This is a genomic window from Leifsonia sp. (assembly GCF_051955155.1).
Classification (GTDB): domain Bacteria; phylum Actinomycetota; class Actinomycetes; order Actinomycetales; family Microbacteriaceae; genus Leifsonia.
This window is the reverse complement of sequence record NZ_JBQCGZ010000054.1, coordinates 1-19,493: the sequence shown is the minus strand read 5'-3', so window position 1 is coordinate 19,493 and position 19,493 is coordinate 1. Positions and strand designations below refer to the sequence as shown.

17 protein-coding genes are annotated in these 19,493 nt (G+C 70.6%); 7 read left to right on the top strand and 10 right to left on the bottom strand.

Annotation, left to right across the window (positions count from 1 at the left end; genetic code table 11):
• Positions 1 to 3: 3 nt before the first annotated feature.
• From ACTHMF_RS05405 to ACTHMF_RS05390, 4 genes are all read right to left on the bottom strand, one after another.
• Positions 4 to 378, bottom strand: a complete 375-nt coding sequence (locus ACTHMF_RS05405; RefSeq protein WP_314149515.1) for a DUF4233 domain-containing protein — start codon at positions 376 to 378, stop codon at positions 4 to 6.
• Complete coding sequence (locus ACTHMF_RS05400) at positions 375 to 1,751, bottom strand: bifunctional folylpolyglutamate synthase/dihydrofolate synthase (protein ID WP_440316607.1); 1,377 nt, start codon at positions 1,749 to 1,751, stop codon at positions 375 to 377. The genes ACTHMF_RS05405 and ACTHMF_RS05400 overlap by 4 nt, the downstream gene beginning before the upstream one ends.
• On the bottom strand, positions 1,748 to 5,071 hold the full coding sequence (gene ileS, locus ACTHMF_RS05395) for an isoleucine--tRNA ligase (protein WP_440316606.1): 3,324 nt from the start codon (positions 5,069 to 5,071) through the stop codon (positions 1,748 to 1,750). Before ileS ends, ACTHMF_RS05400 begins: the two co-directional genes overlap by 4 nt.
• Before the next feature lie 367 nt (positions 5,072 to 5,438).
• Positions 5,439 to 6,011, bottom strand: a complete 573-nt coding sequence (locus ACTHMF_RS05390) for a TetR/AcrR family transcriptional regulator (protein ID WP_440316605.1) — start codon at positions 6,009 to 6,011, stop codon at positions 5,439 to 5,441.
• A 121-nt stretch (positions 6,012 to 6,132) separates the two neighbouring features.
• On the opposite strand from ACTHMF_RS05390, the gene ACTHMF_RS05385 reads away from it, so the two are divergent.
• From ACTHMF_RS05385 to ACTHMF_RS05365, 5 genes are all read left to right on the top strand, one after another.
• The gene (locus ACTHMF_RS05385; protein ID WP_314148412.1) at positions 6,133 to 7,461 is read left to right on the top strand and encodes an MFS transporter; all 1,329 of its coding nucleotides are present in this window, start codon (positions 6,133 to 6,135) and stop codon (positions 7,459 to 7,461) included.
• A gap of 179 nt (positions 7,462 to 7,640) precedes the next feature.
• Complete coding sequence (valS, locus tag ACTHMF_RS05380; protein ID WP_440316604.1) at positions 7,641 to 10,250, top strand: valine--tRNA ligase; 2,610 nt, start codon at positions 7,641 to 7,643, stop codon at positions 10,248 to 10,250.
• Positions 10,247 to 10,693 carry a GNAT family N-acetyltransferase gene (locus ACTHMF_RS05375; RefSeq protein ID WP_440316603.1) on the top strand — a complete coding sequence of 149 codons (447 nt, stop codon included), beginning with the start codon at positions 10,247 to 10,249 and terminating at the stop codon, positions 10,691 to 10,693. Before valS ends, ACTHMF_RS05375 begins: the two co-directional genes overlap by 4 nt.
• A 70-nt stretch (positions 10,694 to 10,763) precedes the next feature.
• Positions 10,764 to 11,234 carry a GNAT family N-acetyltransferase gene (locus ACTHMF_RS05370; RefSeq protein ID WP_314148409.1) on the top strand — a complete coding sequence of 157 codons (471 nt, stop codon included), beginning with the start codon at positions 10,764 to 10,766 and terminating at the stop codon, positions 11,232 to 11,234.
• Positions 11,234 to 11,500, top strand: a complete 267-nt coding sequence (locus ACTHMF_RS05365; RefSeq protein ID WP_314148408.1) for a hypothetical protein — start codon at positions 11,234 to 11,236, stop codon at positions 11,498 to 11,500. The genes ACTHMF_RS05370 and ACTHMF_RS05365 overlap by 1 nt, the downstream gene beginning before the upstream one ends.
• A 13-nt stretch (positions 11,501 to 11,513) precedes the next feature.
• On the opposite strand, the gene ACTHMF_RS05360 is transcribed toward ACTHMF_RS05365, so the two are convergent.
• From ACTHMF_RS05360 to ACTHMF_RS05350, 3 genes are read right to left on the bottom strand one after another with little or no spacing between them, the layout of a single operon-like run.
• Positions 11,514 to 11,699, bottom strand: a complete 186-nt coding sequence (locus ACTHMF_RS05360) for a hypothetical protein (RefSeq protein WP_314148407.1) — start codon at positions 11,697 to 11,699, stop codon at positions 11,514 to 11,516.
• Positions 11,696 to 12,967, bottom strand: a complete 1,272-nt coding sequence (locus ACTHMF_RS05355; protein ID WP_440316601.1) for an MFS transporter — start codon at positions 12,965 to 12,967, stop codon at positions 11,696 to 11,698. The genes ACTHMF_RS05360 and ACTHMF_RS05355 overlap by 4 nt, the downstream gene beginning before the upstream one ends.
• The gene (locus ACTHMF_RS05350) at positions 12,964 to 13,599 is read right to left on the bottom strand and encodes an ArsR/SmtB family transcription factor (protein ID WP_314148405.1); all 636 of its coding nucleotides are present in this window, start codon (positions 13,597 to 13,599) and stop codon (positions 12,964 to 12,966) included. The genes ACTHMF_RS05355 and ACTHMF_RS05350 overlap by 4 nt, the downstream gene beginning before the upstream one ends.
• A gap of 105 nt (positions 13,600 to 13,704) precedes the next feature.
• Here ACTHMF_RS05350 and ACTHMF_RS05345 point away from each other — a divergent pair, with 105 nt between their 5' ends.
• Positions 13,705 to 15,738 (top strand): M3 family metallopeptidase, encoded by a 2,034-nt coding sequence (locus ACTHMF_RS05345; RefSeq protein WP_440316600.1) that lies wholly within the window; start codon positions 13,705 to 13,707, stop codon positions 15,736 to 15,738.
• A gap of 60 nt (positions 15,739 to 15,798) precedes the next feature.
• The gene (locus ACTHMF_RS05340) at positions 15,799 to 17,103 is read left to right on the top strand and encodes an ion channel protein (RefSeq protein WP_440316599.1); all 1,305 of its coding nucleotides are present in this window, start codon (positions 15,799 to 15,801) and stop codon (positions 17,101 to 17,103) included.
• On the opposite strand, the gene clpX is transcribed toward ACTHMF_RS05340, so the two are convergent.
• The 3 genes from clpX to ACTHMF_RS05325 all read right to left on the bottom strand — a co-directional run.
• On the bottom strand, positions 17,060 to 18,334 hold the full coding sequence (gene clpX / locus ACTHMF_RS05335) for an ATP-dependent Clp protease ATP-binding subunit ClpX (RefSeq protein WP_314148401.1): 1,275 nt from the start codon (positions 18,332 to 18,334) through the stop codon (positions 17,060 to 17,062). The two genes, ACTHMF_RS05340 and clpX, sit on opposite strands and share 44 nt — an antisense overlap.
• A 121-nt stretch (positions 18,335 to 18,455) precedes the next feature.
• Positions 18,456 to 19,202: an AAA family ATPase gene (locus tag ACTHMF_RS05330; protein ID WP_440316598.1), complete on the bottom strand. Its 747-nt coding sequence runs from the start codon at positions 19,200 to 19,202 to the stop codon at positions 18,456 to 18,458.
• 10 nt (positions 19,203 to 19,212) lie between these two features.
• A partial coding sequence (locus ACTHMF_RS05325; RefSeq protein WP_440316597.1) for an ATP-dependent Clp protease proteolytic subunit occupies positions 19,213 to 19,493 on the bottom strand: 281 nt, incomplete at its 5' end.

Below are 19,493 nucleotides of genomic sequence, written 5' to 3'. Positions count from 1 at the left end.
CCTTTATCGCTTGGTGGTGCGGTCGATGCGGGCGGCGGCGACCATGCAGTAGGTCCACATGGCCGTGAAGATGGCGCCGACCACGAAGAAGGCGGGCACGAGGAAGCCGGCGGCGACGACGATCAGCTGGATGATCCAGCCGAGCGCGATCCCGACCGGCCAGCGCAGCAGTCCGATCGCGACGATCATCAGGACGACGACGGCCGCTCCCCCGCCGAGGGCGACGGCGGCGGGAAGCGCCTTCAGGCCGAACACGACGAGCGCGCCGAGGAACACGATGATGAGCTCGAAGCCGAGCACGATCGAGCCGAGGCTCTCCCGGAGCGAGCGCTGCCTGCGCGTCCGGGCGGGGCGGCCCTCCGCCTGCTCGCCGCTCACGCGGGCGCGTCCTTCCAGCCCTGCTCCGCGGCGTACGCCATCGCCGCGCCGACGAGCACGATCGAGCCGGTGACGACGACCGCGCGGCGGCCCTCCTCGCCCGCCCACTCGCGGGCGGCCTCGAGCGCGTCGAGCGCGTCGCTGTAGACGATGGTCGCCTCGTCCCCCGCCTCCTCGCGCACGATGTCGCCGAGGTCCTCGGCGGGCAGCGCGCGGTCGGAGGCAGGCTCGGTCACGAAGAACTGCGCGGCGACCGGGGCCAGCGCGCGAACGACTCCGCGCGCGTCCTTGTCGCCGAGGCTGCCGACGACGAAGGTGATCTCGTCGAAGTCGAAGTAGCGGCGCAGCGCGTCCGCGAGCGTCGCGGCGCCCGCCGGGTTGTGCGCGGCGTCCACCAGCACGGTCGGCTCGATGCCGATCAGCTGGAGACGGCCGGGCGAGGTCGCTGTCGCGAAGCCCTCCTCGACGAGGTCGGCCTTCAGCGGCTGGGTCCCGCGGCCGAGGAAGGTCTCCACCGCCGCGACGGCGACCGCGGCGTTCTGGGCCTGGTGATCGCCGTAGAGCGGCAGGAAGACATCCTCGTAGGTCGCGGCGCGGCCGCGCACGGTCACGAGCTGCCCGCCGACGGCGACCCTGGTGGCCGCGACGTCGAACGCGATCGGCTGGGCGGCCAGTGTCGACTCGGTGAGTCGCGCCGCCTCCTCCAGCTCGGCCATCGCCTCGGTGGTCTGCGCCGAGGTGACGACGTCCGCGGACGGCTTGATGATGCCGGACTTGGTGCGCGCGATCTCGCGCACCGTCTCGCCGAGCTGCTTGGTGTGGTCGAGCGAGATGGGCGTGAACACGGCGACCTGGCCGTCGCCGACGTTCGTCGAGTCCCACTCGCCGCCCATCCCGACCTCGATCACCGCGACGTCGACCGGCGCGTCGGCGAATGCGGCGAACGCGAGCGCCGTGAGTGCCTCGAAGAAGGTCAGCGGCTGCTTGCCCGCCTCCACCAGCTCGGCGTCCACGATCTCCAGGTACGGACGCACGTCCTCCCAGTTGCGCACCAGGTCCTCGTCGGCGATCGGCTCGCCGTCGATCACGATGCGCTCGTTGAAGCTCACCAGGTGCGGGCTCGTCAGCAGCCCCGTGCGCAGCCCGTAGGCGCGCAGGATGCTCTCGATGATCCGGCTGGTCGAGGTCTTCCCGTTCGTTCCGGTGATGTGGATGATCGGGTACGCCCGCTGCGGGTCGCCCAGGAGCTCCACGGCCCGGCGGGTCGCGTCCAGGCGGCGCTCCGGGGCGCCCTCGCCGATGCGCGCGAGCAGGGCCTGGTAGACGGCCTCCGCCTCCTCGCGCAGCTCGTTGTCGTCGAACGCGTCGCTCATCGAACGCTCACCTCCGCTTTCGCCACCCCGACCGTGAAGGCGCCCGCGTTCGCGAACTGCCCGGCCGCGAAGCTCTTGGTGAACTCGCCGTCCACCTCCGCCGTCCCGCCCGCGGCGATGCCGACGAGCACCGCCAGCGTCTCGGCCCCGATGTCGACCGTCGCCGCGGCCGACTCGACCGCGGCGCCGTCCGCCGGGTCCTCGAAGCTCAGCGACAGCTCGATGCGGTCGCTGACGTCGAGCCCGGCCGCCTTGCGGGTGTCCTGGACGGCACGGATGATGTCGCGGGCGAGGCCCTCGGCCTCCAGCTCCGGGGTCAGCGCCGTGTCGAGCTCGATGTAGACGCCGTTCTCGTAACGCGCGGTCGGCGCGCTGATCACGACGGTCTTCTCGTACTCGCCCGGCTGCAGCTCGACGCCGCCGGCGCGCACGACGCCGTCGACCTCGTCCCAGTCGCCGCTCTTCGCGGCGCGGATGACATCCTGCACCTGCTTGCCGATGCGCGGGCCGAGCGCGCGGGCGTTGACCGTCAGCGTCTGCTCGACGCCGCCGTGCTCACCCTCGACCAGCTCCACCGCCTTGACGTTCAGCTCGTCGCGCAGGATGCCCTCGAACGGCCGAAGCGCCTCGACGCCCTCGGCGACAACCGTGAGCTTCGCGAGCGGCAGGCGCACGCGCAGCCCGGCCTGCTTGCGCAGCGAGAGGGCGGTGGAGCTGATGGCGCGCACGCGGTCCATCGCCGCCACCAGCGCGTCGTCGGCCGGGAACTCGTCCGGCTCCGGCCAGTCGGTCAGGTGCACGCTGCGGCCGCCGGTGAGGTCCTTCCAGATCCGCTCGGCGACCAGCGGGAGCAGCGGTGCTGCGACCCGGGTCAACGTCTCCAGCACGGTGTAAAGGGTGTCGAACGCCTCGGCGCCCGAACCGTCGTCGCCGATGCCCGCCCAGAACCGGTCGCGCGAGCGACGCACGTACCAGTTCGTGAGCACGTCGGCGAAGTCGCGGAGCTTGGCGGCGGCGAGCGTCGAGTCCAGCCCCTCCAGGTCCTCGGTCACCGCCTCCACCAGGTCGCGCGTCTTCGCCAGCAGGTAGCGGTCGAGGACGTCGGTGGACACGGTGGAGCGCTTCGCCTCGTAGCCGGTCGCGTTGGCGTACAGCGAGAAGAAGTACCAGGTGCTCCACAGCGGCAGCAGCACCTGACGGACGCCCTCGCGGATGCCCTCCTCGGTCACGATCAGGTTGCCGCCGCGCAGCACGGGGCTCGACATCAGGAACCAGCGCATCGCGTCCGAGCCGTCGCGGTCGAAGACCTCGTTCACGTCCGGGTAGTTGCGCAGCGACTTGGACATCTTCTGCCCGTCGCTGCCGAGCACGATGCCGTGGCTGATCACGTTCTTGAAAGCGGGCCGGTCGAACAGCGCGGTGCCGAGCGTGTGCAGCAGGTAGAACCAGCCGCGGGTCTGCCCGATGTACTCGACGATGAAGTCGGCCGGGTTGTGGCTGTCGAACCAGTCATGGTTCTCGAACGGGTAGGGCACCTGGGCGAACGGCATCGACCCGGAGTCGAACCAGACGTCCAGCACGTCCGGGATGCGGCGCATCGTGGAGCGGCCGGTCGGGTCGTCCGGGTTCGGGCGGGTCAGCTCGTCGATGAACGGCCGGTGCAGGTCGGGCTCGCCGTTCGCGTTCACCGGCAGCCGGCCGAAGTCGCGCTCCAGTTCCGCCAGCGAGCCGTAGACGTCGACGCGCGGGTAGGCGGGGTCGTCGCTCTTCCACACCGGGATCGGCGAGCCGAAGTACCGGTTGCGGGACACCGACCAATCGCGGGCGCCGGCCAGCCACTTGCCGAACTGGCCGTCCTTGACGTTGTCCGGGACCCAGTTGATCCGCTGGTTGAGCTCGACCATGCGGTCCCGGAAGTCGGTGACGCGGACGAACCAGCTGGAGACCGCCTTGTAGATCAGCGGGTTCCGGCACCGCCAGCAGTGCGGGTAGGAGTGCTCGTAGCTCGCCTGGCGCAGCAGTCGGCCCTGCTCGCGCAGCAGCTTGGTGAGCGGCTTGTTGGCCTCGAACACCTGCAGGCCGGCCACGTCCGACACCGCGGGCAGGAAGCGCGCGCCGTCGTCCACGGAGATGATGACGGGGATGCCCGCCGCCTCGCAGACGCGCTGGTCGTCCTCGCCGTACGCCGGGGCCTGGTGCACGATGCCGGTGCCGTCCTCGGTCGTGACGTAGTCGTCGACCAGGATGCGCCACGCGTTCTGGGTGCCGTACTTCTCGGTGTCCGCGTAGTAGTCCCAGAGCCGGTCGTACTCGACGCCCTCCAGCTCGCGGCCGGGGATCGTGCGGGTCACCGCGTCGCGCGCGGCCTCCGCCGACGCGTAGCCGAGGTCCTTCGCGTAGTTGCCGACCAGGTCGATCGCCAGCAGGTACTCGCCGCTCCGCACGGTGTCGTCCGGGCGGCCGTGCGTGTCGGCGGCGCCGTTCGGTCCGGCGGGGACGACGGCGTAGTGGATGTCCGGGCCGACGACGAGCGCCAGGTTGGTCGGCAGCGTCCACGGCGTCGTCGTCCAGGCGAGGGCGCGCACGCCGGTGAGCCCCAGCACCTCCGCGCGCTCGCCGACCAGCGGGAAGGTCACCGTGACCGTCTGGTCCTGGCGCATCTTGTAGACGTCGTCGTCCATCCGCAGCTCGTGGTTGGACAGCGGGGTCTGGTCACGCCAGCAGTACGGGAGCACGCGGTGGCCCTCGTAGGCGAGGCCCTTCTCGTGCAGCTGCTTGAACGCCCAGATCACCGACTCCATGTAGCTGGTGTCGAGCGTCTTGTAGTCGTTGTCGAAGTCGACCCAGCGCGCCTGGCGGGTGACGTACTCCTGCCATTCGCGCGTGTAGCGCAGCACGGAGTCCTTCGCCGCCTGGTTGAAGGCGGCGAGGCCCATCTCCTCGATCTGGCTCTTGTCGGTGATGCCGAGCTGCCGCTCCGCCTCCAGCTCCGCGGGAAGCCCGTGGGTGTCCCAGCCGAACCGGCGCTCGACCTTCTTGCCGCGCATCGTCTGGAAGCGCGGGAAGACGTCCTTGGCGTACCCGGTCAGCAGGTGGCCGTAGTGCGGGAGGCCGTTGGCGAACGGCGGGCCGTCGTAGAAGACCCACTCGGGGGCGCCGTCGCGGTTCTCGATCGACGCGCGGAAGGTGCCGTCCTGCTCCCAGAAGGCGAGCACGTCGGTCTCGATCTCCGGGAAGACCGGCGAGGGGGTGACATCCTGGCGCGGGACGTCGGTGCGCTCCGGCTCGGCTCCGTCCGGTGCGGACTTGGGGTACGGCATCTCTCTCCTGGCAGGTTCGCTGTTCTGCACGAGGACGCCGGACGCTCGCGCGCCCGTCGCGGTACCACCCCGCTTGCCCCACCCGTCGTCTGCGCCGGATGCGGCCTCTCGTTCATCGGCTGTGACGGGCCGTACCCGTTCGGTTCTAGTGAGCGGACGCGCCGCCGTTCTTCCGAAGACTCACCGGTGAGGGCCGGGTCGATGTCTGTGGATCGATTCTACCGGTTCGCGAGCACGTCCGCGTAGCCGGCCCAGACCGGCTCGACGATTCGTGAGGAATATCGACTACTCGTCACGAATCAGCCGCATTCGTCACGAATGCTCGGTGCCGAGGCGAGCACCCACGCCGGCAGTCCGGAGTCGCGCGTCAGCGGGCGGGCGGTGGCGCGAGCACGTCCGCGTAGCCGGCGCAGACCGGCTCGACGGCGGCGCGGACGAGGGGGGCGAGCGGGCCCCTGCGCACACCGGCGGCGGCCCAGGCCCCTGCCGCGGCGACGGCCGCCCCGACGACGGCGGTGGCGGCGCTGCGCGGCAGCAGGGCGTCCGGATCGTCTCCGGTGCGCGCGGCGATCGCGGCCGCCACCTGGCGCACGACGGCGAGGAACCGCGGAAGCGCCGACGCCTGCAGCTCGTCGTCCGTGCCCATCAGCTCCACCTGGGTGACGGCGAGCGGCAGCCGGTCCGGTCCGAAGCTCTCGGCGAGCCTGGTCACCGCCGTCAGCACGGCGGCCATCGGCGGCACGTCGGCGGCGGGTTCGGCGAGCATCGCGGGGAACAGCGCGAGCGACTCGTCGACCTCGAGCCAGAGCAGGTCGCTCTTGGACGCGAAGTAGTTGAAGAAGGTGGCGCGGCTGACCCCCGCGCGGCGGGCGATGTCGTCGACCGTCGTCCCCGCGTAGGTCTGCTCCAGGAAGAGCTCGCCCGCCGCCTCGGCGAGCATGCCCCGCGAGGATGCCCTCGGTCGTCCCGTCCCCGCCGGGGAATGGCGCGGTGTCATGCCGTGTTGTCTCCTCACGCCTATTATTGGACCCGGTTCAAATACCCGCACTCAAAGGACAGCCGTGACCTCCACAGCCACCCCGCCCGTCAGCGACACCGATCTCCCGGGCATCACACCCGGCACGGCACGCCGCGTCACCGTCGCATCGTTCGTCGGGACCGCCCTCGAATCGTACGACTTCTATCTCTACGCGTACTTCGCCGCGTTCTTCGTCGGTCCGCTGTTCTTCACGCCGCTCGGCGCGTTCGGCGGCGTGCTCGCCGGCTTCCTCGCCATAGCGGCCGGCTTCGTGATCCGCCCGGTCGGCGCCGTGATCTTCGGGCACCTGGGCGACCGGATCGGCCGCCGTCCCGTGCTGCTGATGACCATCCTGCTGATGGGCATCAGCACCGGCCTCGTCGGCGTGCTGCCGAGCTACCAGGCGGCCGGCTGGTTCGGCGGCATCGCGCTCGTCGTGCTCCGCCTGGTGCAGGGCCTCTCGCTCGGCGGCGAGTGGGGAGGCTCCATCCTGCTCGCGACCGAGTACGCCAACCCGAAGCGCCGCGGCTTCTATGCAGCGCTCCCCCAGCTCGGCTCGCCGGTCGGCTCCATCCTGAGCGCCGTCGTGTTCATCGTGCTGACCCTGAGCATGTCCAGCGCCGACATCGCGGCCTGGGGCTGGCGCATCCCGTTCCTGACCGCGTTCCCGCTGCTGCTCGTCTCCCTCTACCTGCGCTGGTCGATCGACGAGACCCCGGTGTTCCGCAGGCTCCTGGAGACCGGCCGGCGCGACCGCTTCCCGGTCGTCGATGTGTTCCGCAAGGCCCCGACCGGCTTCGTGATCGCTGTCGGCGCGGCCGTGCTCGGCATCGGCTCGTACTCGCTGATGAACACGTACATGGTGGACTACGGCACCAGCGTCCTGAAGTTCTCGTTCCAGGATCTGCTGGTCGCGACCACCATCGGCGGCCTGCTGCAACTGGTCACCATCCCGCTGTTCGGCCTCTGGGCGACGAAGATCGGCTCCGCGCGCGTCGTGGCCATCGGCGCGATCGGGACGCTGCTGATCGCCTTCCCGATGTACCTGCTGCTGCAGTCGGCGTCCTTCGCGGTGCTGGTCGGCAGCATGATCATCGGCGGCATCCTGCCGACGCTCTCCTGGGCGGGCCTCGGCGGCCTCATGGCCGACCTGTTCCCGAGCGAGGTGCGCTACAGCGCCCTCTCGGTCGCCTACAGCATCGCGGCCCTGCTCACCTCGTTCGTGCCCGCGCTGACGCTCCTGCTCGGCAACGCCACCGGCAACGCGTGGTGGCACCCGGGTGTCGTGCTCGCGATCATGTCCGCGATCACGCTCGTCGCCGCCTGGGCCGCCTCCCGCCGGCGCCCCGTCCTGGACGACGTCTCCGCCTGAGACGCGTCCACCCCGAGGGGACGCGACACGCCGCCCGGCCGACCCGGGTGCGGCGCGTCGCGTCCCCTCCGCGCATCCGGTGGCCGACGAGGCACGCGGCGATTCCGGTACCCTTGACGGGTTACGACATTCAGGCACCTCGAGGACACGGTGCCGCACATATCGAATCGGAGACAGCCATGAGCGCCATCAACCCCGTGCCGGACAAGCCAGCCCTGGAGGGCCTGGAGACCAAGTGGGGCGGCCACTGGCAGCAGGAGGGGACGTTCCGGTTCGATCGCGACGGCGCCCTCGCCGCCGGCCGCGAGGCCGTGTACTCCATCGACACGCCGCCGCCGACCGCCTCCGGGTCGCTGCACATCGGCCACGTCTTCAGCTACACCCACACCGACGTCGTCGCCCGCTACCACCGGATGCGCGGCGAGCACGTGTTCTACCCGATGGGCTGGGACGACAACGGCCTGCCCACCGAGCGGCGCGTGCAGAACTACTACGGCGTGCGCTGCGACCCGTCCCTCCCCTACGACCCCGGCTTCGTGCCCCCGTTCGAGGGCGGCGACAACAAGAGCTCGAAGGCGGCGGACCAGAAGCCGATCTCGCGCCGGAACTTCATCGAGCTGTGCGAGCGGTTGACCGTCGAGGACGAGAAGCAGTTCGAGGCGCTGTGGCGTTCGCTCGGTCTCTCCGTCGACTGGTCGCAGACCTACCGCACCATCGGTGCGGACTCGCTTCGCGTCTCCCAGCTCGCCTTCCTGCGCAATGTCGCCCGCGGCGAGGCCTACCAGGCGCTCGCGCCGACGCTGTGGGACATCACGTTCCGCACGGCCGTCGCCCAGGCCGAGCTCGAGGACCGCGAGCAGCCGAGCGCCTACCACCGCGTCGCCTTCCACGGCGCCGACGGCCCCGTCTACATCGAGACCACCCGCCCCGAGCTGCTGCCCGCGTGCGTCGCCCTGGTGGCTCACCCCGACGACGAGCGCTACCAGGCGCTGTTCGGCAGCACCGTGCGCACGCCCGTCTTCGGCGTCGAGGTGCCGGTCGTCGCCCACCACCTCGCGCAGCCGGACAAGGGCTCCGGCATCGCCATGATCTGTACGTTCGGCGACATCACGGACGTCACCTGGTGGCGCGAGCTCGACCTCCCCAACCGCGCGATCATCGGCTTCGACGGCCGCATCCTGCCGGAGCCGCCCGCGGCGATCGAGTCGGAGGCCGGCAAGGAGGCGTACGCCCAGCTCGCCGGCAAGACGGTGTTCTCGGCCAAGCAGGCCGTGATCGAGCTGCTCCGCGCCTCCGGCGACCTGATCGGCGAGCCCAAGCCCATCCAGCACCCGGTCAAGTTCTTCGAGAAGGGCGACAAGCCGCTCGAGATCGTCTCCACGCGGCAGTGGTACGTCAAGAACGGCGCGCGCGACGAGAAGCTGCGCGAGCGGCTCATCGAGCTGGGCCGGCAGATCGACTGGCACCCCGACTTCATGCGCGTGCGCTACGAGAACTGGGTGAACGGGCTCACCGGCGACTGGCTGATCTCGCGCCAGCGCTTCTTCGGCGTCCCGATCCCGGTCTGGTACCCGCTGGACGCGGACGGCAACCCGGTCTTCGACCAGCCGATCCTGCCGTCCGAGGAGAGCCTGCCCGTCGACCCCTCGTCGGACGCCGCGCCCGGCTACGACGAGGCCCAGCGCGGCCAGGCCGGCGGCTTCATCGGCGAGCACGACGTGATGGACACCTGGATGACCTCTTCGCTCACGCCGCAGCTGGCCGGCGGCTGGCAGCGCGACGGCGCCCTGTTCGAGGCGGTCTACCCGTTCGACCTGCGTCCGCAGGGCCAGGACATCATCCGCACCTGGCTGTTCTCGACCCTGCTGCGCTCGCAGCTCGAGCTCGGCGTCTCGCCGTGGTCGAACGCGGCGATCTCGGGCTTCATCGTCGACCCCGACCGCAAGAAGATGTCGAAGTCCAAGGGCAACGTCGTGACCCCGGCCGACATCCTGGAGAAGCACGGCTCCGACGCCGTCCGCTACTGGGCGGCCTCGTCGCGGCTCGGCACCGACGCGGCCTTCGACCCGCAGAACCCGACGCAGATCAAGATCGGCCGCCGCCTGGCGATCAAGCTCCTGAACGCCGCCAAGTTCATCCTCGGCTTCGAGGCGCCCGCCTCGCTCGATCTCGCGCAGGTGACGAGCCCGCTCGACCGCAGCATGCTGCAGCAGCTCTCCGACGTCGTCGCCGAGGCGACGGCCGCGCTCGACGGCTACGACCACGCGCGCGCCCTGGAGGTCGCCGAGACGTTCTTCTGGACGTTCTGCGACGACTACCTGGAGCTCGTGAAGGAGCGCGCGTACGGCGAGGCGACCGCCGAGCAGGCCTCGGCCGTCGTCGCACTGCGCACCGCGCTGTCGGCGTTCCTGCGCCTGTTCGCGCCGGTCCTGCCGTTCGCGTCCGAGGAGGCGTGGAGCTGGTTCAACGACGGCTCGGTGCACGTCGCGGCGTGGCCGGCGGCCGAGGAGGTCGCCGCGGAGTGGAGCGACGACCGCGCCGTGCTCACGGTGGTCGGTCGCGCGCTCACCGGCATCCGCGGCGCCAAGACGGCGGCGAAGGCCTCGCAGCGCACGCCCGTCGACTCGGCGGTGATCGCCGGCCCCGACGCCGAGATCGAGGCGATCCGCTCCGCGGCGGGCGACCTCGCCTCCGTCGGCAGAATCGCCGAACTGCGTTTCGCATCCGCGCCGGAGCTGCAGGTGACCGATATTCTGCTTGCTCAGACGCCGATCGAGGAGGAAAGATGACGGCAACGGTCCGGCGCGTAGAGGACAACGAGTTCTTCACCTGGCTCGACCTCTACACGGGCTACGGCGAGTTCTACGAGAACCCCGTCACCGATGAGAAGGCCCTTCTCGTCTGGAGCTGGCTGACCGACAAGGACAACGACCTCGAGGCCTGGTTCGCCGTCGACGACGAGGGCGCACCCATCGGCCTCGCACACGTCCGCGAGTTCGCCCGTCCGCTGGACGGCAGCAAGGGACTGTACCTGGACGACCTGTTCGTCCTGCCGGACGCGCGCGGCGAGGGCGCGGGGACCGCCCTGCTCGAGCACCTGCGCGATCAGGCGCGCGAGCGCGGCCTCTCCGTCGTCCGCTGGATCACCGCCAAGGACAACGAGACCGCGCGCCGGCTCTACGACAAGGTGGCCGAGAAGACCAAGTGGGTCACCTACGACCTCGTCCCCTGAACCGGACCGCGATATGGTCGAAACACACGCCGGACGCCCAGCCGTGCGGGGAACGCGAACGGAGGAATCCATGTCGATCGAGGTTCGACCGGTCAAGGACGGCGATTTCTTCGCCTGGCTCGATCTGTACGCGAAGTACGCCGAGTTCTACGAGACCGAGCTGACCGACCAGAAGGCCCTCGTGCTGTGGTCGTGGCTCACCGATCCCGACCACGAGGAGAGCGGATACGTCGCCGTGGACGGCGACCGGATCGTCGGCCTCGCCAACGTCCGCGAGTTCGCACGTCCGCTCGAGGGCGACCGCGGCCTGTTCCTGGACGACCTGTTCGTCGCGGAGGACGCCCGCGGCGCCGGGGTCGGCGGCCTGCTCATCCAGACCATGCGCGAGCTCGCCGAGCAGCGCGGCCTCGGCGTGGTCCAGTGGATCACCGCGCAGGACAACGCCACGGCCCAGAAGCTCTACGACGGCGTCGCCGACCGCACCGGGTGGGTCACCTACGAGATCGACCTGGTCTCGGCACGCGCCGGCGAGCGCGCCTGATGCAGCTCGGGACCCGCTGGGCCGTCGGAGAGCAGCCCCCGTCCTCGCTCCCCGAGGTCGTCGCCTACGCGGTGACGACCGTCGAGGAGGAGCTCGTCGCCACCGATGTGGAGACGGACGGCTGGCGCTGGACGCTCACCTGGCTCGAGGGCAAGCCGGTGGTGGAACTGGATGACGGGACGGTCATCCGCTACAACCAGAACGAGGACTCGGCGACCATCACGCAGCCGGTCGAGACCGAGTCCTCCGACTACGACGAGGTCTGAGCGGGCGACCGTCTCAGCGCGGCAGCTGCGGGAGCAGCCGGGCCGCGCTGTCGCGGGTGGACTCGAGGACGGCGACACGCGCGGCGTGGTCGGGTCCGATGGCGGGCTGGCGCGTCCCCCACGCGGTGAGGGCACGACCGAGCCGGAGTGCGGCGCGGTGGCTGATGGGCCTGCGCACGGTCACGGTGACGGCGGTCATTTCACGGTTCCTTCCGGGATGATGTCGGTCGGTTCGGCGGACCGGACGCCGGAGTCGGCGGCCTGTCCGTAGCTGTCGGCGCTCAGGAGCAGCCGGGTGGCGATCAGGGTGAGGACGACCACGATCCCGCCGCCGATGAGGAACGGGAGCTTCAGGTCGATGCGGGCGACGAACCCGCCGAGGATGGTCGCGATCGGGGTGAGGCCCCAGCCGATGCTGCGCACGATCCCCATCGCCCGGCCGAGCATCGCGTTCGGCACGATCGCCTGGCGCAGCGCGCCCCACGGCACGTTCCAGACGGCGACGCCGAAGGCGCCGATCGCGTAGGCGAGGATACCGAGCACGACGTTGCCGGTCAGACCGACGCAGCCGATCCCCACCCCGCTCAGCAGGATCGAAACGAACATCACCCGGCCGCGGCCGAACCGCGCGACGAACCGGCTGGAGAGCAGCGCGCCGGCCAGGGCCCCGACACCGATCACGGCGGTGACGACGCCGACGAGCGCGGTGGGCAGGCCGTAGGTCTGGATGAGCAGGAGCACGACGCTGCCCTGCGCGAAGGCGAGAGCGGACGCGGTGATCGAGGTCAGGATGATCATCGGCCGCAGGAAGGGGTGCCCGGCGAGGAAGCGCACGACGGCGCCCATCCCCGGCCGCGGACGGGTCTGCGCCTCGGATCCGATCGCGTGCGCGCGGGCGGCGGCGGCGGGGATGGTGAGCGCCAGCAGTCCGGCGATCAGGAAACCGGCCCCGGTCAGCCAGACCGGAAGCAGCAGCGCTGCGGCGAACAGGAAACCGGCGACCGGCGTCGCGATGAAGTTCTGGATCACGATCTCCGCCGACTGCATGCGCCCGTTCGCGCGGTCGAGCTGGTCGCGGGTGACGAGGCTCGGGACGACGGTCGTCGTCGCGTTGTCGAACACGGTCTCGCCCAGCCCGAACAGCAGGACGCACGCATACAGCCACCAGATGGTGAGCGCGCCGCCGGCGATCAGCAGCGCGAGCAGCGCGGCGACCGCGAACCGGAGGCTGTTGGCGACCGCCATCGCGATCCGCCGGTCCACCCGGTCCAGGAGCATCCCCGCCGGGATGCCGAAGAGCAGCCAGGGCAGGAAGGTCACGGCCGTGAGTCCGGCGATCAGCGCGGGGTCGCGCGTGAGCGTCGTCGCGATCAGCGGGACCGCGGTGCGGCCGATGCCGTCGGCGAAGTTGCTCGCGATGGCGGACGTCCAGAGCCGGCCGAAACCGGCGCCGAGCCGGGTGCTCATCGGCCGGAGCCTTCCGCGCGGTCCTCCTGCTCGACGAGCGGGAACGCGTTGAACTGCGCCTGGACGCGCTTCTTCTCCCCCTCGGCCGGCTCCGTCTTCCACTTCTCCTTGAGCCGGTTCACCAGGATGTAGTACTCGCGGCCGAGCTCGGCGAGCTGCTCGCGCGTGACCTCGAGGTGCGTCGTGGAGAGCGCCGCCGCCTCCATCCAGTCCATGCCGAACGTCTCGATGCCGCGGCGGACGAACGCGCTCAGCCTGCGGTCGTTGTTGTAGGCCCACGCGAGCGAGATCTGCTCGGTCGCCTCGCGGCCCGCCGGGGAGGCGAGGATCTCTTCGCCGCCGAGCGAGACGCCGCCCGGCGCCATCTTCCACCAGCGCTCGCGGCCCTTGCCGCGCTCGTCGTCCTCGACGATGATCTCGTGCTTGGCCAGCTGCCGCAGGTGGTAGCTGGTCGCGCCGCTGGACTCCCCCAGCCGCTCGGCGAGCATCGACGCCGTCGCCGGGCCGAAGTCGGAGAGCTCGTTCATGATCTCCACCCGCAGCGGGTGCGCGAGCGCCCGCAGCGCCGGCATCCCGATGGGCTCGAAATGCGGCTCGTACTGCTCGCCGGTGGGCTGGTCTTCGTTCGCCATGTTCACAGACTAGTGATGCAAAGGAGTCTTTGCAAGTAGATCTTTGCATTGTTCTCTTTGCAACGTGTCCTTTGCATGGATCGGCCGCACCCCTAGGCTGGAGGGATGGCAGAGACCTCCAACCCCTTCTTCTCCCCCAGCACGCTTCCCTACCAGCTGCCGCCGTTCGCGGACATCCGCGACGAGCACTACCGCCCGGCGTTCGACCGCGGTTTCGAGGAGCAGCTCGCCGAGATCGCCGCGATCACCGCGACCGCCGAGCCGCCGACGTTCGAGAACACGATGCTCCCGCTGGAGCGCTCCGGGCAGACGCTGATGCGGGTCGCCGAGGTGTTCTTCAACAAGAGCTCCTCCGACAGCACCGACTTCACGAACGCGCTGGAGGAGGAGATCGCCCCGCGCCTCGCCGAGCACCAGGACGCCATCCGGCTCGACCCGCAGCTCTACGCGCGCATCGCCGACCTGCACGGCCGCCGCGACGAGCTGGGCCTGGACGCGGAGTCCCGCTACCTGCTCGAGCGCTACTTCACCGAGTTCACCCTCGCCGGAGCCGGCCTCGACGACGCGGACAAGGCGACCCTGCGCGAGTACAACCAGCGCCTCTCCACGCTCACCACCCGGTTCGAGAAGAACCTGCTGGCCGACACCAACGACCTCGCCGTCGTGTTCGACACCGCGGAGGAGCTCGACGGGCTCGGCGACGGCGAGCTCTCCGCCGCCGCCGAGGCGGCCAGGGAGCGCGGTCTCGACGGCAAATACGTCGTCACGCTGGTCCTGCCGACCGGCCACCCGTGGCTCGCGAACCTCACCGACCGTGCGTCGCGGGAGCGGATCATGACCGCCTCCCGGGCTCGCGGCATCCGCGGCGGCGACAACGACAACCGCGAGCTCGTCCTCGAGATCACCCGGCTCCGCGCGGAGCGCGCCCGGCTGCTCGGCTTCGACACGCACGCCGCGTTCGTCACCGCGGACGAGACCGCGCGCACCCCGCAGGCGGTCGCGGACATGCTCGGCCGGCTCGCGCCGCCCGCCGCCAGGAACGCGCGCGCCGAGCAGGCGGACCTGGAAAAGCTCGCCGGTGACGACGTGCAGAGCTGGGACTGGGCGTACTACACGGACAAGGTGCGCCAGGCCACCTACGACGTCGACTTCGCCGCGATGCGCCCCTACTTCGAGGCGGAGCGCGTGCTCCACGACGGCGTCTTCCACGCCGCGACCTTGCTCTACGGCATCACCTTCGAGGAGCGGCCGGACCTCGTGGCCTACCACCCCGACGCCCGCGTGTTCGAGGTGCGCAACGACGACGGCAGCGAGCTCGGGCTCTACATCCTGGACCTCTACACCCGGGACTCCAAGCGCGGCGGCGCCTGGATGAACCCGCTCATCTCGCAGTCCGAGCTGCTGGGCACCCCGACCGTCGTGGTCAACAACCTCAACGTCCCGAAGCCGGCGGCGGGCGAGCCGACGCTGCTCACCTACGACGAGACCAACACGCTGTTCCACGAGTTCGGCCACGCCCTGCACGGCCTGTTCGCGCGGGTGACCTACCCTAAGTTCGCCGGCACCAACGTGTTCCGCGACTTCGTCGAGTTCCCCAGCCAGGTCAACGAGATGTGGATGCTGTGGCCGGAGATCGTCGAGAACTACGCGGTGCACCACGTGACCGGCGAGCGGATGCCGCAGGAGCTCATCGACCGGCTGCACGCCTCCGAGTCGTTCAACGAGGGCTTCGCGACGAGCGAGTACCTCGCCGCCGCGCTGCTCGACCAGGCCTGGCACTCGATCACCGCCGACGACGCGATCGGCGACGTCGCGGCGTTCGAGGCCGACGCCCTGGCAGCGGTGGGCCTGGACAACCCGGCCGTCCCGCCGCGCTACGCCTCCACCTACTTCGCGCACACCTTCTCCGGCGGCTACGACGCCGGCTACTACTCCTACATCTGGAGCGAGGTGCTCGACGCGGACACGGTCGAGTGGTTCAAGGAGAACGGCGGCCTGAAGCGCGAGAACGGCGACCGGTTCCGGCAGCGCCTGCTCGGTGTCGGCGGCTCGAAGGACCCGCTGGAGGCGGACCGCGACTTCCGCGGGCGCGACGCGGTGATCGAGCCGCTGCTGAAGCGCCGCGGCCTCGACGGCTGACCTCTAGCCCCCTTCCCGCCCGACGCTCTAGCCTGAGCGCAGCGCGGGAAGGGGGCGCCGATGTCCACCACCGAGCCGGAGCGGCCGGCCCCGACCGTGCGCTCCCTGCTCCTCGCGAGCATCCCGGCGCTCGTGATCGGCGTGGTCAGCGCGCTCACGCTGTGGGCGGTGGACGAACTCGCCGGCGTTGTCGAGGACGGCGTCTGGACGGCTCTGCCGCACGCACTCGGGATCGACCCGGCCTCCGGCTGGTGGATCTTCGCGGTCCTCGCGGTGACCGGACTCGCCGTCGGGCTGACCGTCTGGCTGGTTCCCGGCCACGCCGGGCCCGACTCGGCGACGACCGAGCTCGTCGGCACGCCGTTGCGGATCTCCGTGGTGCCCTCGCTCGCGCTCGCGGCCGTCCTCGGCCTCGCCGGCGGCGTGAGCCTCGGCCCGGAGAACCCGATCATCGCGATCAACGTCAGCATCATGGTGACGCTCGCGGCGCGGCTCTGGAAGGCGGTGCCGAGCACCGTCGTGATGCTCATGGCCGCCTCCGGGACGATCGGCGCCCTGTTCGGCACGCCCGTCGCGGCCGCGCTGGTCTTCACGAGCGTCGTCGCCGCCGTCCGCGGCGGCGGCGAGGTCTGGGACAAGCTGTTCCTGCCGCTGGTGTCCGCGGCGGCCGGCTCGCTGACCATGACGCTGCTCGCGCATCCGTCGTTCGCGATCCCGATGCCCGCCTACACGCAGGTGACCGGCTGGGATCTTGTGGCCGCGCTCGTGATCGCCGCCGTGTCCGCCGCGGTCGGCGTGCTCGCGGCGGCGGTCTTCCCTGCGGTGCACCGGCTCTTCCACGCCCTGCGGCACCCGGTGCTGATCACGCTCGCCGGCGGCCTCCTGCTGGGCGTCATCGGCGCGGCCGGCGGCCCGGTCACGCTGTTCAAGGGCCTGCAGCAGATGGGCGAGCTGGTCACCGACCGCTCGGACTACAGCCCGGGGCAGCTCGCGCTGATCACGGTCGTCAAGCTGGCCGCGCTGCTGGTCGCGGCCGGCGCCGGGTTCCGCGGCGGCCGCGTCTTCCCCGCCGTGTTCATCGGCGCGGCGATCGGGACCCTCGCCAACGCGCTGGTCCCCGGCGTTCCGGTCGCCGTCGCGGTCGCGGCCGGCGTGCTCGGGGTGACCCTCGCCGTCACGCGCGACGGCTGGATCGCCATCTTCATCGGGGTCGCGGTCACCCACAACCTGCTGATCCTGCCGATCCTGTCGCTGGCGGTGCTGCCGGCGTGGCTGATCGTGACGAAGGCGCCGCCGATGCTGATCCGGCCGGCCCCCGCTGCTACGCCGACTTCTCCTCGCGCCGCGGACGGTGCGGGACGATAGTCGGCGCCGCGTTCTCGAGCACCGCCTCCTTGGTGACGACGACCCGGGCGACCTCGGAGCTGGACGGCACCTCGAACATGATCGGGCCGAGCACCTCTTCCATGATCGCGCGGAGGCCGCGGGCGCCGGTCTTGCGGAGCACGGCCAGGTCGGCGATCGCCTCGAGCGCGGAGTGCTCGAACTCGAGCTGCACGCCGTCGAGCTCGAACATGCGCTGATACTGCCTGACCAGCGCGTTCTTCGGCTCGGTGAGGATCTGCATCAGCGCGTCCTGGTCGAGCGGCGTCACCGTGGTGACGACCGGCAGACGGCCGATGAACTCGGGGATCAGGCCGAACTTGTGCAGGTCCTCCGGCAGCACCTCGCTGAAGAGGTTGATGTCGTCGCCCTTGGAGTGCAGCGGGGCGCCGAAGCCGATGCCCTTCTTGCCCGCGCGCGAGGAGATGATCTCCTCCAGCCCGGCGAACGCCCCGGCCACGATGAACAGCACGTTCGTCGTGTCGATCTGGATGAACTCCTGGTGCGGGTGCTTGCGGCCACCCTGCGGAGGGACGGAGGCGACCGTGCCCTCGAGGATCTTCAGCAGTGCCTGCTGCACGCCCTCGCCGGAGACGTCGCGCGTGATCGACGGGTTCTCGGCCTTGCGGGCGATCTTGTCGACCTCGTCGATGTAGATGATGCCCGTCTCGGCGCGCTTGACGTCGTAGTCGGCGGCCTGGATGAGCTTGAGCAGGATGTTCTCGACGTCCTCGCCGACGTAGCCGGCCTCGGTGAGGGCGGTCGCGTCCGCCACGGCGAACGGCACGTTCAGCCGGCGCGCGAGGGTCTGGGCGAGGTAGGTCTTGCCGCAGCCGGTCGGGCCGATCAGCAGGATGTTCGACTTGGCGATCTCGACATCGTCGATCGCGTCGGCCGAGGTGATGGTCTGCTTGGCGCGGACGCGCTTGTAGTGGTTGTACACCGCGACGGCCAGGGCGCGCTTGGCCTGTTCCTGGCCGATGACGTACTCCTCGAGGAAGCCGAAGATCTCCTTCGGCTTCGGCAGGTCGAACTCGCTCGACGCCTCCTCGCCCGCCTCGGCGAGCCGCTCCTCGATGATCTCGTTGCAGAGCTCGACGCACTCGTCGCAGATGTACACGCCGGGACCGGCGATCAGCTGCTGCACCTGCTTCTGGCTCTTGCCACAGAAGGAACACTTGAGCAGATCGGCGCTCTCCCCGATGCGTGCCATCCGTCTCCCCCTCCTTGTCGGGTCTCTCCGACGAGCCTAACCCGCGGCGGCGACATTGGCGCGCACCTGCGACGCTTTTGGTCGCCGCGCGCCGTTACGCCCAGAGCAGAAGCGGCTCCGGTCACAGCAGATGCCGGAACCAGCGCCCGGGCGCGTCGAGGAACGAGCGCTCGTTGCGCACGACCTCCAGCTCAGCCCACGCCGTCTCGCGGATACCCCACTCGCCGAGCTCGAGGATGTGCGCGCCGGGCAGGGCGGAGAGCACGGGCGAGTGCGTCGCGCACAGCACCTGGGTGCCGCGCTGCACCATCTCGGCGAGGTTCGCGAGCCAGGACAGCGTCGAGGAGAACGACAGCGCCGCCTCCGGCTCGTCGAGGCAGACCAGGCCCGCGGTGAACTGCGGGTGGTTCAGCCGCGTCGCCAGCAGGGCGTTGAACGACTCGCCGTGGCTCATGGTGTGCAGCGCGGGATCGTCGCCGGTCGCCACCGACTCGAAGTACGTGTAGTAGCCGTGCATCGTCTCGGCGCGCAGGAAGAAGCCCCACTTCGCCGCCCACGGCGCGCGCTCCAGCAGCAGCCAGTCCGCCAGCGGCGACTCGGTGCGGCGGGTGGCGTGGTGGCCCTGGTTGCTCCCGCCCTCCGGAGGGAGACCGTAGGCCTCGGCGACGGCCTCCACGATGGTGGACTTGCCCGCGCCGTTCTCGCCGACCAGGAACGTGACGCCCGCCGGCAGGTCCAGGCCATCGCGCAGCAGCTGGCCGACCGCGGGGATGGACGCCGGCCAGGCGCTCGCGTCGTACGCGGCGTCCCGCCTGGTCCTGACACGACGAACGGGGCGGTCGTCGAAGGGACCGCCCCGTTCCGTCATACCCGTCAGGCTACTTGACCAGCGCCGGAAGGGTCTTCCTGCTGGTGAGCACCTGGTCGATCAGGCCGTACTCGAGGGCCTCCTCCGCGGACAGGATCTTGTCGCGGTCGATGTCCTTGTTGACCTGCTCCACGCTGCGGTTGGAGTGCTTCGCGAGCGTCTCCTCCAGCCAGGTGCGCATGCGCATGATCTCGTTCGCCTGGATCTCGATGTCCGACGCCTGGCCCTGGCCGGCCTGGCCGACGGCCGGCTGGTGGATCAGGATGCGCGCGTTCGGCAGTGCGAGGCGCT

What these genes read in the sequence shown, in the direction of transcription:
- ACTHMF_RS05400 (WP_440316607.1), bottom strand. Translation starts at nt 1,751, where the DNA reads ATGAGCGACGCGTTCGACGACAACGAGCTGCGCGAGGAGGCGGAGGCC.
- ileS (WP_440316606.1), bottom strand. Translation starts at nt 5,071, where the DNA reads ATGCCGTACCCCAAGTCCGCACCGGACGGAGCCGAGCCGGAGCGCACC.
- ACTHMF_RS05390 (WP_440316605.1), bottom strand. Translation starts at nt 6,011, where the DNA reads ATGCTCGCCGAGGCGGCGGGCGAGCTCTTCCTGGAGCAGACCTACGCG.
- valS (WP_440316604.1), top strand. Translation starts at nt 7,641, where the DNA reads ATGAGCGCCATCAACCCCGTGCCGGACAAGCCAGCCCTGGAGGGCCTG.
- ACTHMF_RS05375 (WP_440316603.1), top strand. Translation starts at nt 10,247, where the DNA reads ATGACGGCAACGGTCCGGCGCGTAGAGGACAACGAGTTCTTCACCTGG.
- ACTHMF_RS05370 (WP_314148409.1), top strand. Translation starts at nt 10,764, where the DNA reads ATGTCGATCGAGGTTCGACCGGTCAAGGACGGCGATTTCTTCGCCTGG.
- ACTHMF_RS05365 (WP_314148408.1), top strand. Translation starts at nt 11,234, where the DNA reads ATGCAGCTCGGGACCCGCTGGGCCGTCGGAGAGCAGCCCCCGTCCTCG.
- ACTHMF_RS05360 (WP_314148407.1), bottom strand. Translation starts at nt 11,699, where the DNA reads ATGACCGCCGTCACCGTGACCGTGCGCAGGCCCATCAGCCACCGCGCC.
- ACTHMF_RS05355 (WP_440316601.1), bottom strand. Translation starts at nt 12,967, where the DNA reads ATGAGCACCCGGCTCGGCGCCGGTTTCGGCCGGCTCTGGACGTCCGCC.
- ACTHMF_RS05350 (WP_314148405.1), bottom strand. Translation starts at nt 13,599, where the DNA reads ATGGCGAACGAAGACCAGCCCACCGGCGAGCAGTACGAGCCGCATTTC.
- ACTHMF_RS05345 (WP_440316600.1), top strand. Translation starts at nt 13,705, where the DNA reads ATGGCAGAGACCTCCAACCCCTTCTTCTCCCCCAGCACGCTTCCCTAC.
- ACTHMF_RS05340 (WP_440316599.1), top strand. Translation starts at nt 15,799, where the DNA reads ATGTCCACCACCGAGCCGGAGCGGCCGGCCCCGACCGTGCGCTCCCTG.
- clpX (WP_314148401.1), bottom strand. Translation starts at nt 18,334, where the DNA reads ATGGCACGCATCGGGGAGAGCGCCGATCTGCTCAAGTGTTCCTTCTGT.
- ACTHMF_RS05330 (WP_440316598.1), bottom strand. Translation starts at nt 19,202, where the DNA reads ATGACGGAACGGGGCGGTCCCTTCGACGACCGCCCCGTTCGTCGTGTC.